Origin of the sequence: Bacillus proteolyticus, assembly GCF_001884065.1 — a bacterium.
Lineage (GTDB): Bacteria > Bacillota > Bacilli > Bacillales > Bacillaceae_G > Bacillus_A > Bacillus_A proteolyticus.
The window spans coordinates 1-15,833 of record NZ_MACH01000116.1; the positions used below are offsets into that span (position 1 = coordinate 1).

The following is a 15,833-nucleotide window of genomic DNA, read 5'->3' on the forward strand; positions in this document are numbered from 1 at the left end:
AGGTAACACGGGTGCTACTGGATCTCAAGGTGCTCAAGGTAACACGGGTGCTACCGGACCTAGAGGTAACACAGGCGCTATCGGTGCCACTGGACCTCAAGGCGCTCAAGGTAACACGGGCGCTACTGGACCTCAAGGTGCTCAAGGTAACACAGGCGCTACCGGACCTAGAGGTGCTCAAGGTAACACGGGTTCTACTGGACCTCAAGGTGCTCGAGGTAACACGGGTGCTACTGGACCTCAAGGTGCTCAAGGTAACACGGGTGCTACTGGACCTCAAGGTGTTCAAGGTAACACGGGTGCTACTGGACCTCAAGGTGCTCAAGGTAACACGGGTTCTACTGGTATAGGAGTTACCGGACCTACTGGACCTTCTGGTGGGCCTCCTGGACCTACCGGACCTCAAGGTGCTCAAGGTAACACGGGTTCTACTGGACCTCAAGGTGCTCGAGGTAACACGGGTTCTACTGGACCTCAAGGTGCTCAAGGTAACACGGGTTCTACTGGACCTCAAGGTGCTCAAGGTAACACGGGTTCTACTGGGCCTCAAGGTACTCAAGGTAACACGGGTGCTACTGGTGCCACTGGACCTCAAGGTGTTCAGGGTAACACAGGTGCTACCGGTGCCACTGGATCTCAAGGTGTTCAAGGACCAACGGGTGCTACTGGTATAGGAGTTACCGGACCTACTGGACCTAACTTCCCAGTAGCGACAATCGTTGTAACAAACAACATCCAACAAACAGTACTCCAATTTAATAACTTTATTTTTAGCACTGCAATTAACGTAAACAACATTATCTTTAACGGCACAAATACAGTTACTGTTATTAACGCTGGTATTTATGTAATTAGCGTATCTATTTCTACAACTGCGCCAGGATGCGCTCCACTTGGAGTAGGAATTTCAATTAACGGAGCAGTTGCTACTGACAACTTCTCTTCAAATCTAATAGGCGACTCACTTTCATTTACTACAATCGAAACATTAGCTGCTGGAACAAACATTTCTGTCCAATCTACTCTTAACGAGATTACGATCCCTGCAACAGGAAACACTAACATCCGTCTTACTATATTTAGAATCGCTTAAATTTCACTATTTATTGTTTAAAGCAAATAAAAAAAGAGCGAGAAACTCGCTCTTTTTTTATTATGTACAATAATTCATTACTACTCTAATTCAATTGAAACATTTTTTTGAGGTACAAATGTAGAAATTGCATGTTTATAAATAAGCTGTTGCTTACCTTCTGTTTCCAGTAGGACTGTAAAATTATCAAATCCTTTAATTAATCCACGAAGCTGGAAACCATTTAATAAGTACAGCGTAACGAACGTATTCTCTTTACGGAGTTGATTTAAAAACTGATCTTGAATATTGATTGATTGCTTCATGTCGAATCCTCCTCTTTTTCTCTACTTAATATTATTCGACTTTAGTTGTAACTTTCCTTCTATGTATCGTAAAATTTCTGACGTTTTTTCACCATCCGTAACATCAAACCATGCGACATCCATTTTATTGCGGAACCATGTTAATTGACGTTTGGCATAACGGCGTGAATTCGTCTTTAATTGTGACACCGCTTCTTCTAAAGAGACACGATTCTCAAAATAACCATATATCTCCTTATACCCAATCGCTTGAATAGATTGACAATCTCGTATCCCTCTATTATACAGCCCTTCTACTTCCTCTAATAAACCTTGTTCCATCATTAAATCCACTCGCAAGTTAATGCGATCGTATAGCATTTCTCGATCCATTGTCAAGCCAATTAATGAAACATCATATAATAACTCGTTTTCTTGTTTTTCAAGTTGATCACTCATTTTTTCGCCCGTCGTGTGGAAAATTTCTAACGCACGAATGACACGTCGCACATTATTTGCATGAATACGCTCCGCGCTTTCTGGATCTACTTCTTGCAATTTTTTATGTACATATTCCACACCACGTTCCAAAGCTAACTTTTCCATTTGTTCTCGGTATGTAGCATCACCAGCATCATCTGTAAACTGATAATCGAATAAAACAGATTGTATATAAAGACCGGTTCCCCCAACTATAATTGGTAATTTACCACGCTTTGTAATTTCTCGAATATGTTTACGAACACGTTCTTGAAATTCCGCAACGGAAAATGATTCTTCCGGATCTTTTATATCGACCATATAATGCGGAATTCCATCCATCTCTTCTTTTGTTACCTTTGCAGTTCCAATATCCATCGTGCGATAGATCTGCATGGAATCACCACTTATAATTTCACCGTTCAACGCTTTTGCAAGATCGATACTTAACTTCGTCTTCCCAACAGCAGTGGGTCCAATTATGACAGCAACTTTTTCACGTTGCACTTCTCCCATATCATTCAACTCTCTTTATGTAATGTACTCCATCTATTGATTATACCCAATCTTACCAATTTTAACGACATGATTGCAAGTTCTTTCATTTCGGTAAATGAAATTATAAATAAAAAAAGAACATAGTTTGTCCAATTCTGCATATACATGATAAAAATCGCTCGGAGAGGATGGGTTGACTATGAGACAATCCACTATCAATTTTTCAACACTAACAAATGACCTCATTTTGGCTACAGCTACAAAAGAACAAAATTGTTCACAAGACGAATTATACTTCGCCTTAAATTGTTTACTACGTTCTTTTCATTCTACTCTTCAAGAAACAACGTTACATTCGGAAAACACACATACAGAGTATATGCAAACTCAATTTTGCAGCGCATATAAAATTATTACAGGTAAAACAATTTATCCATTTCAATAACCATTCTTTGAGGCGATATTGTTATTACAAAATGATAAAAAGCGGTTGCTTACATATTTTCAAGCAACCGCTTTTTATCATTAATAAAGATAAACTATTTTATAACTTTCACTTTAACGGATTTACGACCCCAACTATCCGCATTACTATCTGAACCAACTAAAACATCAATACGGTTTCCTTTAATCGCGCCACCAGTATCTCCAGCAATTGCTTCTCCATACCCTTCTACCCATACTTTTGATCCAAGAGGGATTACTTTCGGATCAACAGCAATAACTTTCATGTTTGGATTCGCTGTTAAATCATGACCCATTGCAGTTAACACTCGACCACCATATGTGCCATTTTCACCTGGATTCGCTGTGTACGCTGTCGCTTCTACCGTTATTTCACGACCACCAGCCGGTGCACTTGTTTCAGTAGATTTCGCCACTGGTTTAGCTGCCGGTTTAGCTGTTTGCTTCGCCTGCGCTACTGGTTTACTTGATTCTTCACTCTTAGCAGGTGCTTTCCTATTAACTGCCGTATCATTTTTAACCGCCGTTTTCACCTTAGTTGGTGCTTCAGTTTGAGCTGGAATTTCTTTTCTTTCAACAACAGGTGCTGTACCTGTTAAAAATGGTACGTGAACATATGCCGCTTTCCCACCATATTCGAATTGTAACCATTCGTTTTGCACTTGATTTGTCGTTTCAATCACGTCATCTTTTTTTAGCGTGCCAAGAATTTCTGAATCCGTATTTGCACCAGTACGAACGTTTAATACGTTTGCTGTTACATAGTAAGTACTTTTCGTGAACTCAGTACTTACAAACGCTTCTTTACCGTCTAATTTAATTTTTGACCATCCGTTTTCTGTATTTATAACATCTAATTTATTTCCACTTAACATTTTACCTACAAGTTTTGATTCTACAGTTGGGTTTTCTCTAACATTTAATACATCCGTTGTTACAATCGTTTCCGCTTTCGCAGAACCTGCAAAAATCCCAAGACCAAAAACTGCTGCTGTTGCTATACCTAATAATTTTTTCATGAATAGCCTCCATTTGCTTTGTTTTCGTATTTTCATTATAGCAACAGATTTTGGGGATTTTTAGAAATCACACAATTACAAAGCATTCGTAATATATGATTAATGAGCTGTAACATAAATTTCCATATTCATAAAGTGCATTTCCAATAGAATCCCCAATAGTTTTCATATATTTTCCACATAGGAGCATGAGAATCTTTTCCAGAAAAAATTACAGTATTACTGTTTTGTTACAAAAAAATCACGTTTCATTACATCTTTTACCAAAATTCATCATTCTCCAACTATTAACCTACTTTTTTGTAATAAAAAAGGAACAACTCCTATTAGCTGTCCCTTTTATCATTTATTTAACTTTCTTTTTCCAAACACCTATCATAACCGCTGAAACAATCGTTCCAATTAATATAGAGAAAATATATAGCAACGGTTTATTTACTAATGCTATAACAAACAACCCACCATGTGGCGCCGGTAATGTAATTTGGAATAACATAGATAACGCACCCGCAATACTTGAACCAACAACACAACTTACAATTACTCGAATCGGATCTGCAGCTGCAAATGGAATTGCACCTTCTGTAATAAACGATGCTCCCATAATATAATTTGTTAAACCAGATTTACGTTCCGCTTCTGTAAACTTCGATTTAAAGAATGTAGTTGCAAATGCAATTGCAAGTGGAGGTACCATACCACCAGCCATAACAGCAGAGTGCACTCCAAAGTTCTGCGCTTCTATTGCAGCAATACCAAATGTAAATGCCGCTTTATTAATTGGACCACCCATATCAATTGCCATCATACCACCTAAAATAAGACCTAGTAATATAGCATTTGTACCGTTCAAACCATTTAACCATCCTGTTAACATTTCATTTAATGCTACTACAGGTGGATTTACTACTTTTTGCATTACAACTCCTGTAATTAACAACCCAAAGACTGGATATAACAAAACAGGTTTAATTCCTTCTAACTGTGCTGGTAATCCTGAAAATAATCTTTTCAATCCTAAAACAACATATCCAGCTAAGAAACCAGCAATTAATCCACCTAAAAATCCAGCATTCGCATGTGCCGCTAAAAATCCTCCGACAACACCAGGCATAAAACCAGGACGATCAGCAATAGAACTCGCAATAAATCCAGCTAGAATTGGTACAAGGAATAAAAACGCCCCTGTTTTCCCTCCACCAATAGACATGAACAATTCAGCTAATGGACCTTCCGCCTTTATACCACCAAACGAAAACGCTAGCGCTATTAAAATTCCACCGCCAACAACAAACGGAAGCATATTACTTACACCGCTCATTAAATGCTTATAAATTCCTAATCCTTTTTCTTTCTCTACACTTTCTGTCTTCCCATTCTCTTCTACACCTTGAAAGATTGGCGCATCTTGTTTTACAGCTCTATTAAGAAGGACTTCAGTTTTTCTAATACCATCAGCTACTGGCACTTGAATGACACGCTTTCCAGCGAAACGGTTCATTTCTACTTGTTTATCTGCAGCGACAATAATTGCTGTTGCACGATTAATATCTTCTTTCGTTAAACCGTTCTTTACACCTGTTGATCCATTCGTTTCAACTTTAATCGCAATCCCTAACTCTGCTGCTTTTGCTTTTAAACTATCCGCAGCCATATATGTGTGAGCGATACCAGTCGGACAAGCTGTAACAGCTAATACGTATGGTTCATTCCCTTCCGGCTTTGCTACTTCAACTTCAACTTCTTCTTTTTCATTCTCTTTTTCATCAAATAAACGGAGAAGTTCATCCTCATCCTTCGCTTCTAACAATCGCTTGCGAAACCCTTCATCCATCAATAACGTAGAGAGACGAGATAACGTTTCTAAATGAGTATTATTTGCCCCTTCACTCGCAGCGATCATAAAAAACAGATGTGCCGGCTGTCCATCAAGCGATTCATAGTTGATACCGCTTACACTTCTACCAAAACAAATCGATGGTTGCTTAACTACCCTCGTCTTCGCATGAGGTATTGCAATACCTTCCCCAATTCCAGTCGTACTTTGGGACTCTCGCTTTAAAATAGCTTCTTTAAATTCAGCCTTATTATTTAAACGATCGGCACCACTTAATTTCTCAACTAATTCATCTATGACAGCTTCTTTATTTGAAGCTGTCAAATTCATAATGACTGTATCCCTTTTTAATAGTTCTGTAATTTTCATATGTTGCTTCCCCCTATCGCTTTGTAACAATTACTTGCGACAATAATTCTTCTACTTTCTCCTTTGTACATAAATCTGCTGAAAATGCTGTTGCACTCCCTGTTGCAACGCCATATTGAAATGCCTTTTCAATATCTTTTGTTTGTTCATATTCCCCTACAAATCCTGCAACAAGAGAATCTCCTGCCCCAACTGAGTTAATAACAATGCCTTTCGGAACAGTCGCCTCATATATACCTTCTGCCGTAAACAATAAAGCTCCATCTCCTGCCATTGATACTATAACGTGCTGTACACCTTGTTCGATTAATTTTCTTCCATACGGTAAAATGTCTTCTACTGTTGAAATCTCCACTCCAAATAACTCACCAAGTTCATGATGATTTGGCTTTATTAAAAACGGCTTATTTTTAATTACATGCTGCAGCGCACTACCACTTGCATCTACTACTACACGAATACCTTTTTCTGCTCCAAACGCTGCGATTGATTCATAAAAGGTATTTGGAATAGAAGCTGGTACACTTCCAGCTAGTACAACACAATCTCCAAATTGCATACTTTCGATTTTTTTCATTAACTGCCCAAATTGCTCATCTGTCACACTAGGACCCTGTCCGTTTAATTCTGTTTCTTCTTGTCCTTTTATTTTCACATTAATTCGAGAATCTCCGTCTACTTGGACGAAGTTTGTTGTTACACCTTCCGTCTGTAATACATCTTTAATAAATTGACCGGTAAATCCACCCGTAAATCCGAGTGCTACATTTCCAACACCTAAGCGATGAAGAACGCGAGAAACATTAATCCCTTTTCCTCCAGGAAACTTCATATCTTTCTCTGCTCGGTTTACTGTTCCTAAACTGAAAAAATTAACTTGTACTACATAATCAATAGATGGGTTTAAAGTAACTGTATAGATCATTGTTTATCAGCCTCAATTACATTTGTTTGTCTTTTATATTTTTCTAAATCAAGTTCTAAATGGTTTGTAATAATGCTTGCCTCTTCAACATTTGCAATTTTCGCAAACGCAACTTCTGAAAATTTACTTTCATCAATTAAGAAATACCCTTCGTTTGCTAATGTTAATGCCATTTGTTTCAAGAGTGCTTCTTCTGGATCTGGTGTTGTATACCCTAACTGTTCATGTACACCATTAGCTCCTAAAAAGCATTTATCAAAGCGGTACTTCTGCATACTTTCCTGTGCCATGGCACCAATTAAAGCTTTCGTCCTACTCTTCATCATTCCGCCTAGTAAATACGCCCGAATGTTATTTTCAACTAAAGCTTCAATATGCATAAGACCATTTGTAACAACAGTAACATCTTTATTTATTAAAAATGGAATCATTTCAAAAGTCGTACTTCCTGCATCTAAATAAATACAATCACCTTGTTCAACCAAGTTTGCCGCAAACCTTGCAATTTGTTGCTTTATATGAATGTTTTTGGATGATTTTTCAACCATCGTTGGCTCTTGCCCTTTTCCAGTTAATATAGAGGCACCGCCATGAACTCTTTTTAATAATCTTTGTTTTTCCAATTGCGCTAAATCACGACGAATTGTCGATTCAGAGCTTTCCGTTCTTTCAACTAATTGCTGCAATTTAACAATTTTCTGTTCCTTTACAAGTTGCAATATCATTTGATGACGTTCAGGAGTTAACATTTTATTCACCTCTCCTTTGATTACAGTATAATGAAAACGATCACAAAAATCAACCACAAACAACCAAAAATAATCATTAACAATCACAAACAGTTATAAACAACAAAAAAGAAACCTATTTGATACAATAATCAAATAGGTTTCTTCTCTCGATTTACTTATAAAGAAGCTTTATAAATTGCAAGAACATCGTCTTTATTTAATTTTTTAAAGTTACCGAATTCACCATAAGCCATCGCTTTATCCGCCATTAAGTCAATTTCATTTTCTCCAATAGCGTAATCAGCTAATGTTACTGGTGCTTCAATTGAAGTCCAAAATTGACGTAACGCCTCAATTCCCTCTAATGCAACCTCTTTATCTGTCTTCCCATCTGTTTCTACATCGAATACACGAATAGCGAACTGTTTAAAACGATTCACATTCTCATCCACAACATGCTTCATCCAGTTCGGGAATAAAATCGCTAGGCCACCTCCATGTGGTATATCATGAATTGCCGAAACTGCATGCTCAATATTATGAGTTGCCCAGTCTCCTTTTACTCCCATTGCTAAAATGCCGTTTAACGCCATAGTACCGCAATATAAAATTGTTTCCCTATGCTCATAATTTTCTAGATCACTTAAAAGCTTAGGAGCTGTTTCAATTACTGTTCTTAAAACAGATTCACAATAACGATCTTGTAGTTCTGTATTTGTTCCATGATGAAAATATTGTTCTAATACGTGTGACATGATATCTACCATACCGTAAATTGTTTGATCTTTCGGTACAGACGCAGTATGAACTGGATCTAAGATTGAAAACTGTGGGAAAGTAACCGGGCTACCCCAGCCATATTTTTCATTCGTTTCCCAGTTTGTAATTACAGATCCTGCATTCATTTCAGATCCTGTTGCTGCAAGAGTAAGTACAGTACCAAACGGTAACGCCTCACTTGCAAATGCTTTTTTCGTTACAATGTCCCATACATCTCCATCGTACTTACTACCAGCGGCAATTGCTTTCGTACAGTCGATTACACTTCCTCCACCCACTGCTAAAATAAAGTCGACTCCATTATCTTTACAAATTTGAATCCCTTTCTTTACAGTTGATACACGAGGATTCGGTTCAACACCTGTCAACTCAAACACTTCCGCATTTATATCCTTTAAAATAGAAACTACATTATCATAAATACCGTTTCTTTTAATACTTCCTCCTCCATATACGAGAAGAACTTTTTTACCGAACTGTGGAATTTCAGTTTTTAACTGCTCTAATTGTCCTTTACCAAAAATAAGTTTTGTTGGATTGCGAAATACAAAATTTTGCATATACCTTTACCATCCCTTCCATATAAAAAGCAACTATACTTTTGTATACCATATTTTTTAAATTTCACAAACAAATTTGCTTAACAAAAAAATCCCAGCCCTCAGGCTGGGATTTTTTATTGATAATAAGGTGAGATCATTAAGTAAACAATAACACCAGATAAGCTTACATATAACCAAATCGGCATCGTCCAACGTACAATTTTACGGTGACGTGTTAATTGATTCGTAAAACCAAATACAAGTGCGAACAAAGCAAGTGGTACGATAATCGCTGCAAGGATAATATGTGTAATTAAAATGAAGAAATACACATATTTAATGAAACCTTCTCCTCCAAAATGCGTTGCTGGTGCCAAGTAATGGTACGATAAATATGACACACAAAATAATAAAGTCGTTGTAAATGCTGCAAGAATAAAACCACGGTGCATTTTTACATTCTTTTTAATAATAGAGAATAAAGCTGCTAATAAAAATACAAACGTAAAACTATTAAAAATTGCATTTAACATTGGTAAGATAGTTACATCAAAATGTAATTCTCCTTCATAGCCAACAGGTCCAAAGAACAAAAATAAAATAATCGCGTTTACAATTACAGAAAGCGTTATCACAATAGGAGCATAGCTTTTCTGATTTGTTGATTGATCCACCAAATTGGTCACTCCTCTTCTTTCAAATATGTATAATTAACCTCACTATTTTAACATATTATTCACGGTGTAAATGTGACAATAGTTTGACACAGTAAGACAAGGCAAAGAAAAAACCCTTCTTAACAATATTTCTTAAGAAGGATTTTATCGCTTTATTATTCAAATAGCAATGCAATTAGTTTTTGTTAAAAAACGTACTGCTATATGCTTGAAAAATTTCAGACACTTGATATCCCATTAATGTAATTGCTGTTAATGAAAAGAAACCAATCATAAGAAATCGAAACCACATGTAAATCTCCTCCTTGTATTTAGCTTAAAAAACGTTCGCTATATTACAAGTTGAGTGGCACTCTTCATCGTCACTTTCCTTTTTCTTTACAATCGCTGTTATAAAACGAATCATAAAGAAGATAACAAAAGGAATTTGTTCATCATTTCTATTGGCATAGTTTAGCAACGGCTCACGTTGCAACTCGAACGGGGATGAGAAGGAATAGAACATACCTTGCTCTTCCACATATACGATTATAATTTTCATACAAAATACTATCCCAAGAAACGAAACAATATCTTGCCATTCTGTCGTATATAACAGGTTATACAGATCTAATACGTACTCTTCCATCATCATCCCCCCTTCCTTTTTTACCATTTTGCTCGCCTTCGTATAAAAAGTCAAGAAAAAAGTTTATATTCACTATGACAATAGTAATTACTCTTTTCTTTACTTAATATATGAATCTTTTCTAGCAATGATTGGATATACCTTTCTTCGAAAACAAGAAATTAGAATTGAACGGGTTCTTTATCCCCACTTTTAGGATTCAAAACCGAACTATTTTTATTTCTATTAAAAATAAAATAAGAAACTATAATAAGAACAGTAACAAGCATCGTTAAAAGTGCTTGTGAACGTAAAGATTCAATTGCAACCATTGCAACTAAAACTGCTATAATAGCGGCAATTGTAACATACGTTACATACGGGAAAAGCCACATTTTCACTTTCAAATTTTGTTGTTCTACTTTCCCCATTTTTTTACGTATCTTGAAATGTGAAACTGCTATAACGAGATAAACGAGTAACGCAATCCCGCCAGATGCATTCACTAAAAATAAAAATACTTTATCTGGAGATATGTAACTAAAAACAACTCCAATGTAAGCAAAGAAAGTTCCAAATAAAACCGCCCGAACTGGAACACCACTACTGTTCAATTTCAAAAATGCCTTTGGCGCATCTCCTCTTTCTGCCATTGAAAAAAGCATTCTTGAGTTCGTATATAAGCCCGAATTTAAACAAGAAAGGACAGCTGTTAAAACGATAAAATTCATAATTTGTGCTGCCGCTGGTATTCCTATATGTTCAAGCACCGCTACAAATGGACTTTTTAGTATGTTTGCTGAATTCCAAGGAAGGAGTGTAACAACTACAGCGATAGATCCAATAAAAAATACGAGAATACGCCAAATTACACTATTTGTTGCTGTTTTTACTGCTTTTACAGGTTCGGCAGATTCACCAGCCGCTACTGCAACAATCTCTGATCCCATAAATGAAAATATAACGACGGTAATTCCAAGCAGCACCGAACTTATACCATTTGGCATAAATCCACCTTGCCCTACTAAATTTGAAGTGCCAGGTGCTTCCGTTCCTGGTACAAATCCTAAAATCACAGCAAGACCAAGGCATAGGAACAAAACAATACTAATTACTTTAATAAATGAAAACCAATATTCAAACTCTCCAAATGATTTCACTGAAAAAACATTCGTCAACGTTAATAAAATTGTTAATAGTAAGCTTAATAACCATAGTGGGATTTGTGGAATCCAGTATTGAATGATACCAGCCCCTGCTGTAGCTTCTATTGCAATAACAATTACCCAGAAGAACCAATATAGCCACCCAATTGTATAACCCGCCCAGGGACCGATTGCTTCTCGTGCATATGTTGCAAACGAACCACTTGTCGGATTAATAGCTGCCATTTCCCCCAGCATTCTCATAACGAAAATAACTAGAAGTCCTGCTAATGCATATGAAACGATAGAACCTGGCCCTGCTGAATGCACAACTGCACCACTTCCGACAAACAAACCAGCTCCTATTACGCCGCCAATTGAGATCATTGTAATGTGGCGTATTTTGAGATCTTTCTTAAGATTTTTATCCAACTCTTGTACATCCCCTTCCAAACTTGATTTTGAAATTTATGTAAGAGTATTATGCGAAAAACCTTGTCCTACACTTCAAAATATATCAAAATATTCTGAACTTTAAAATTGCAATGCAAGCTCCTACAGAAATTATTACATTAGGTTTAATAATTTTCCATACAAAATTGTTGAGAAAATTATAAATCTAGATAACTTTTTGTATAGATTATATTTCGATACTATTTCCACGCAAAAAAGAACAATAGATCCCTTTACAACCTATTGTCCTTTTTATTTATGCAAATTAATTTATCGTATTCACATCTAAAGTCTCAAGAAATTCTTTTCCATCTCTTAAATAACTATTCACAAGACTTAAAAGCAACTTACCACCAACCAACATCGCACGTTCATCAAAATCAAATTGAGGATGATGATGTGGATATGTTGCCCCTATTTCTTCATTACCGGCACCTGTGAAGAAAAATGCTCCTGGAACATGTTCTAAGTAGTATGCAAAATCTTCTCCCCCCATAATCGGTGGTACTTCAATGACCCTTTCTCTTCCAAGATCTCGTTTCGCAATCTCCATAAAATGACTCGTTTCATCTAAATGATTTATTAATATCGGATAGCCGCGTTTATATTGAATATCAACTTCAGCATGAAGAGATTGACAAATCCCCTCAACAACTCTTTTAAATTCCTTCTCCATAAATTCTCTCACTTCAGGATCCATCGTCCGAATTGTCCCTGTAAATATAGCAGTATCCGCAATAATATTATCCGCTTGACCAGCCTGAAACGTACCAACTGTTAATACCGCAGATTGAAGCGGATCTATTTTTCGACTCACTAAAAGTTGCAACTGATTAATTACTTGTGTTGCAACGATAATAGCATCAACAGTATGATGCGGCATACCACCGTGACCGCCTCGCCCTTGAATCTTCACTTCAAAAGTATCAGCTGCCGCCATCATTGCTCCAGCTTTCGCTCCAACAATTCCTAAAGGCATCTGAGAAGATAAATGTGTACCAAAAACAACATCTACTCCTTCTAAACAACCATCCTTAATCATAGCAATTGCTCCGCCAGGCTCTTTCTCTTCTGCATGTTGATGTATAAGAACTATTTTGCCAGAAAGCTGTTCTCTATGGTCACTTAATATTTTTGCAACGCCTAAAAGTGTTGCTGTATGTCCATCATGGCCACAAGCGTGCATTACGCCTGGAATCTTTGATTTATATGAAACTTGCTTTTCATCTTGGATAGGTAGTGCATCAAAATCAGCACGTAGCGCTATCGTCTTCCCAGGTTTTCCACCTTCAATTACGCCAATTACACCTCTTCCCCCAACGTCTGTTGTCACATCAATATGAAAGCTTTTTAAGATTTTAGCTATTTTTTTCGGTGTTTCTATTTCTTGAAACGATAGCTCTGGGTATTGATGAAAATCTCTTCGCCACGAAACCATTTCGTTATATAAACTTTCCAATTCTTTATGCCATGTTTCTATCATAGAAATTCTCCTTTCTTTTTTAACACTTTAAATAAAAGTTACATAATATTCTGTGTTTAATCAATAAAAAAGAGAACTTTCTCTGAAAGTCCTACTACTCTAGAATAGTCTAGTTGCTATTTTGCTTTAACACAAATACTGAAAGTTCAGGTACACTCCAAAATCTAACAGGCATTCGGGTTGTCCCAATACCACGATTTACGTATAAATGTAACGGCTTATTCTTCCCTTCTAATTCATACATACCTTCCACATAGCTCTCAGCTAGTTTTGTAGTAATTAATGGACCTATAAAAGGAATTTGAACTTGTCCTCCGTGACTATGGCCTGACATTTGAAAATCAACTGGGTAACGAGCTACTCTATCTACAACATCCGGCTCATGTACTAATAGCATATTGAAATCTTCTTGTCTCACATGTTTTAAAGTCGAGTCTATTTGCGGCTTTCCTAATAAAAAATCATCCAAACCTGATATTGTAATATACTTTCCGTTTTCCGCTTTAATTTTTTGCACTTCATTTACTAACACAGAGAAACCGGCTTCCTCCATATACTTTTTATAAAATAAACTACCTCCCCCGCCCCTATCATGATTCCCATACACTGCATATTTCCCTAAGGGCGCATGTATTTTTTGTAAAATACCTTTCGCTTCTTCTCTTTCGGCTTTATATGATCCAAACTTATCTATTAAATCCCCTGTAAAAACTACTACATCTGGATGTAACGCATTCATCTTCTCCACCAAATTTTCTAGTTGTTTCAGTGTAAATTCTGGTCCTAAATGCACATCTGAGAATTGCAATATCTTTTTATTATTAAACTCTTTAGGAATTGTCGATGTTTCTATTTCATTCCACGTAACTGTTACTAGTTTTCGTTCTATTTCTGTCGCATAGAAATACAAACTTACTGAAATCATTACTATACTTATGAAACTGATTATAAATATTTTTATGATTGATTTTTTTTGTTCTTTTTTTACATGATGCGTATTCATGTTCTCACCTCTAGAAGTACTTTAAAGCCTTATTGTTACATTAATGTGACAACATGAACAATGTTAGCTATATCTAATTCCATCCCTATTCACTTTGACAATTTTATACAGAAGGCATAACATATTTTTATAATACATAGATTCTTAAAAATGTTCCTTCTATTCATTCTATCATTTTATTAAGGAGAGATTATTCATGTCTGTATTTACACCCGAAGAAATTACGGAACTTGCTGCGAATTCCGGAAGAAAAAAAGCGCATTTATCATTACTCCCTATGCTAATTCTCGGTTTTTTTGGCGGTGCTTTCATAGCATTAGGGTATTTACTCGATATTCATGTTATTGGAACAATGCCAAAGTCTTGGGGATCATTTACTAGTTTTCTAGGCGCTGCTGTATTCCCTATCGGTCTTATACTCGTTATTCTTGCAGGTGGTGAATTAGTAACTGGCAATATGATGACCGTTTCAATGGCGTGGCTCCACAAAAAAATTGACTTATTTCACTTCATTCGAAATTTAGTCATTGTTACGTTTAGCAACTTCATAGGTGCTGTATTCGTTGCTTATTTTTTCGGTCATATCGTTGGATTAACAGAGGGTGCTTTTTTAGCGAAAACAGTTTCTATTGCGCAAGCTAAACTACAAGATACCCCACTGCAAGCCTTCATTTCTGCAATCGGATGTAATTGGCTCGTTTGTTTAGCTGTTTGGCTCAGTATGGGAAGTAAAGAATTTATCGGAAAGATTATCGGCATTTGGTTCCCTGTTATGACTTTTGTTGCGATTGGATTTCAACACGTTGTAGCCAATATGTTTGTCATCCCAGCTGCAATTTTTTCTGGTCATTTAACTTGGATTGAATATTTTCCAAACTTCATTTTTGTTTTCTTCGGAAACTTAGTAGGAGGTATGTTATTTGTAGCGTTACCTTATTTCATATCCTATAATAAGAAACTATCTTCCAATAAAGAGCAAACTGAATTAAAGAAAAAATCTGTATCCGCTTAAATAAAACGACTATACAGATATCCTGAAAAATATTACAAATTTCATTTTTTTTGCGAATATATGTACGTACACTTGTTCTCGAATGTTTTATACGTTATAATAACAACTTAAATAGCATTATTTACATATGAGGTGAAAAACATGAACAAAACAGAATTAATTAAAAACGTAGCACAAAATGCTGAGATTTCTCAAAAAGAAGCTACTGTAGTTGTACAAACTGTAGTAGAATCAATCACTAACACTTTAGCTGCTGGTGAAAAAGTACAACTTATCGGATTCGGTACATTCGAAGTACGCGAAAGAGCTGCTCGTACAGGCCGTAACCCACAAACTGGTGAAGAAATGCAAATCGCAGCTTCTAAAGTACCTGCTTTCAAAGCTGGTAAAGAACTTAAAGAAGCTGTAAAATAATGAAAAAATAGCCTTC

General features: G+C 36.4%; 16 protein-coding genes. 4 read left to right on the forward strand and 12 right to left on the reverse strand.

Annotated features, from left to right (window positions below; translation table 11 throughout):
* Nucleotides 1-1,093: Gly-Xaa-Xaa repeat protein (locus BAQ49_RS19530; RefSeq protein WP_131802729.1), on the forward strand; the 1,093-nt coding region annotated here is incomplete at its 5' end.
* Nucleotides 1,094-1,173: 80 nt separating this feature from the next.
* On the opposite strand, the gene hfq is transcribed toward BAQ49_RS19530, so the two are convergent.
* Nucleotides 1,174-1,398: an RNA chaperone Hfq gene (gene hfq / locus BAQ49_RS19535; protein WP_000813896.1), complete on the reverse strand. Its 225-nt coding sequence runs from the start codon at nt 1,396-1,398 to the stop codon at nt 1,174-1,176.
* Nucleotides 1,399-1,419: 21 nt separating this feature from the next.
* Nucleotides 1,420-2,373 (reverse strand): tRNA (adenosine(37)-N6)-dimethylallyltransferase MiaA, encoded by a 954-nt coding sequence (gene miaA / locus BAQ49_RS19540; protein ID WP_071746706.1) that lies wholly within the window; start codon nt 2,371-2,373, stop codon nt 1,420-1,422.
* Between the two features lie 181 nt (nt 2,374-2,554).
* On the opposite strand from miaA, the gene BAQ49_RS19545 reads away from it, so the two are divergent.
* Nucleotides 2,555-2,800: a hypothetical protein gene (locus BAQ49_RS19545; RefSeq protein ID WP_071746707.1), complete on the forward strand. Its 246-nt coding sequence runs from the start codon at nt 2,555-2,557 to the stop codon at nt 2,798-2,800.
* A 94-nt stretch (nt 2,801-2,894) separates the two neighbouring features.
* Here the strand turns inward: BAQ49_RS19545 and entD are convergent, their stop codons facing one another.
* The 10 genes from entD to BAQ49_RS19605 all read right to left on the reverse strand — a co-directional run bounded on the left by entD (nt 2,895) and on the right by BAQ49_RS19605 (nt 14,391).
* Nucleotides 2,895-3,839 carry a cell wall-binding protein EntD gene (entD, locus tag BAQ49_RS19550; protein ID WP_071746708.1) on the reverse strand — a complete coding sequence of 315 codons (945 nt, stop codon included), beginning with the start codon at nt 3,837-3,839 and terminating at the stop codon, nt 2,895-2,897.
* 346 nt (nt 3,840-4,185) lie between these two features.
* Complete coding sequence (locus BAQ49_RS19555) at nt 4,186-6,045, reverse strand: PTS fructose transporter subunit IIABC (RefSeq protein ID WP_071746709.1); 1,860 nt, start codon at nt 6,043-6,045, stop codon at nt 4,186-4,188.
* A gap of 13 nt (nt 6,046-6,058) precedes the next feature.
* On the reverse strand, nt 6,059-6,970 hold the full coding sequence (gene pfkB / locus BAQ49_RS19560) for a 1-phosphofructokinase (RefSeq protein WP_071746710.1): 912 nt from the start codon (nt 6,968-6,970) through the stop codon (nt 6,059-6,061).
* On the reverse strand, nt 6,967-7,719 hold the full coding sequence (locus BAQ49_RS19565; protein ID WP_071746711.1) for a DeoR/GlpR family DNA-binding transcription regulator: 753 nt from the start codon (nt 7,717-7,719) through the stop codon (nt 6,967-6,969). Before BAQ49_RS19565 ends, pfkB begins: the two co-directional genes overlap by 4 nt.
* Before the next feature lie 158 nt (nt 7,720-7,877).
* Nucleotides 7,878-9,041, reverse strand: coding sequence for an iron-containing alcohol dehydrogenase (locus BAQ49_RS19570; protein WP_071746712.1), 1,164 nt, complete (start codon nt 9,039-9,041; stop codon nt 7,878-7,880).
* Between the two features lie 116 nt (nt 9,042-9,157).
* Complete coding sequence (locus BAQ49_RS19575) at nt 9,158-9,700, reverse strand: DUF420 domain-containing protein (protein ID WP_002173006.1); 543 nt, start codon at nt 9,698-9,700, stop codon at nt 9,158-9,160.
* Between the two features lie 316 nt (nt 9,701-10,016).
* Nucleotides 10,017-10,355, reverse strand: coding sequence for a hypothetical protein (locus BAQ49_RS19585; RefSeq protein WP_116733488.1), 339 nt, complete (start codon nt 10,353-10,355; stop codon nt 10,017-10,019).
* Between the two features lie 134 nt (nt 10,356-10,489).
* A complete protein-coding gene (gene gabP / locus BAQ49_RS19590; protein ID WP_071746714.1) occupies nt 10,490-11,884 on the reverse strand; it encodes a GABA permease in 1,395 nt (464 codons plus the stop codon).
* A gap of 286 nt (nt 11,885-12,170) precedes the next feature.
* Nucleotides 12,171-13,388 carry a M20 metallopeptidase family protein gene (locus BAQ49_RS19600; protein ID WP_071746715.1) on the reverse strand — a complete coding sequence of 406 codons (1,218 nt, stop codon included), beginning with the start codon at nt 13,386-13,388 and terminating at the stop codon, nt 12,171-12,173.
* A gap of 109 nt (nt 13,389-13,497) precedes the next feature.
* Complete coding sequence (locus BAQ49_RS19605; RefSeq protein ID WP_071746716.1) at nt 13,498-14,391, reverse strand: metallophosphoesterase; 894 nt, start codon at nt 14,389-14,391, stop codon at nt 13,498-13,500.
* Between the two features lie 196 nt (nt 14,392-14,587).
* Between BAQ49_RS19605 and BAQ49_RS19610 the strand changes: the two genes are divergently transcribed.
* Both BAQ49_RS19610 and BAQ49_RS19615 read left to right on the forward strand, forming a co-directional pair.
* Complete coding sequence (locus tag BAQ49_RS19610; protein ID WP_071746717.1) at nt 14,588-15,403, forward strand: formate/nitrite transporter family protein; 816 nt, start codon at nt 14,588-14,590, stop codon at nt 15,401-15,403.
* Between the two features lie 141 nt (nt 15,404-15,544).
* The gene (locus tag BAQ49_RS19615; protein WP_001043904.1) at nt 15,545-15,817 is read left to right on the forward strand and encodes a non-specific DNA-binding protein Hbs; all 273 of its coding nucleotides are present in this window, start codon (nt 15,545-15,547) and stop codon (nt 15,815-15,817) included.
* Nucleotides 15,818-15,833 lie beyond the last annotated feature (16 nt).

Bases quoted from the DNA above. Each gene is read 5' to 3' on its own strand.
- hfq (WP_000813896.1), bottom strand. From the start codon at position 1,398: ATGAAGCAATCAATCAATATTCAAGATCAGTTTTTAAATCAACTCCGT.
- miaA (WP_071746706.1), bottom strand. From the start codon at position 2,373: ATGGGAGAAGTGCAACGTGAAAAAGTTGCTGTCATAATTGGACCCACT.
- BAQ49_RS19545 (WP_071746707.1), top strand. From the start codon at position 2,555: ATGAGACAATCCACTATCAATTTTTCAACACTAACAAATGACCTCATT.
- entD (WP_071746708.1), bottom strand. From the start codon at position 3,839: ATGAAAAAATTATTAGGTATAGCAACAGCAGCAGTTTTTGGTCTTGGG.
- BAQ49_RS19555 (WP_071746709.1), bottom strand. From the start codon at position 6,045: ATGAAAATTACAGAACTATTAAAAAGGGATACAGTCATTATGAATTTG.
- pfkB (WP_071746710.1), bottom strand. From the start codon at position 6,970: ATGATCTATACAGTTACTTTAAACCCATCTATTGATTATGTAGTACAA.
- BAQ49_RS19565 (WP_071746711.1), bottom strand. From the start codon at position 7,719: ATGTTAACTCCTGAACGTCATCAAATGATATTGCAACTTGTAAAGGAA.
- BAQ49_RS19570 (WP_071746712.1), bottom strand. From the start codon at position 9,041: ATGCAAAATTTTGTATTTCGCAATCCAACAAAACTTATTTTTGGTAAA.
- BAQ49_RS19585 (WP_116733488.1), bottom strand. From the start codon at position 10,355: ATGGTAAAAAAGGAAGGGGGGATGATGATGGAAGAGTACGTATTAGAT.
- BAQ49_RS19600 (WP_071746715.1), bottom strand. From the start codon at position 13,388: ATGATAGAAACATGGCATAAAGAATTGGAAAGTTTATATAACGAAATG.
- BAQ49_RS19605 (WP_071746716.1), bottom strand. From the start codon at position 14,391: ATGAATACGCATCATGTAAAAAAAGAACAAAAAAAATCAATCATAAAA.
- BAQ49_RS19610 (WP_071746717.1), top strand. From the start codon at position 14,588: ATGTCTGTATTTACACCCGAAGAAATTACGGAACTTGCTGCGAATTCC.
- BAQ49_RS19615 (WP_001043904.1), top strand. From the start codon at position 15,545: ATGAACAAAACAGAATTAATTAAAAACGTAGCACAAAATGCTGAGATT.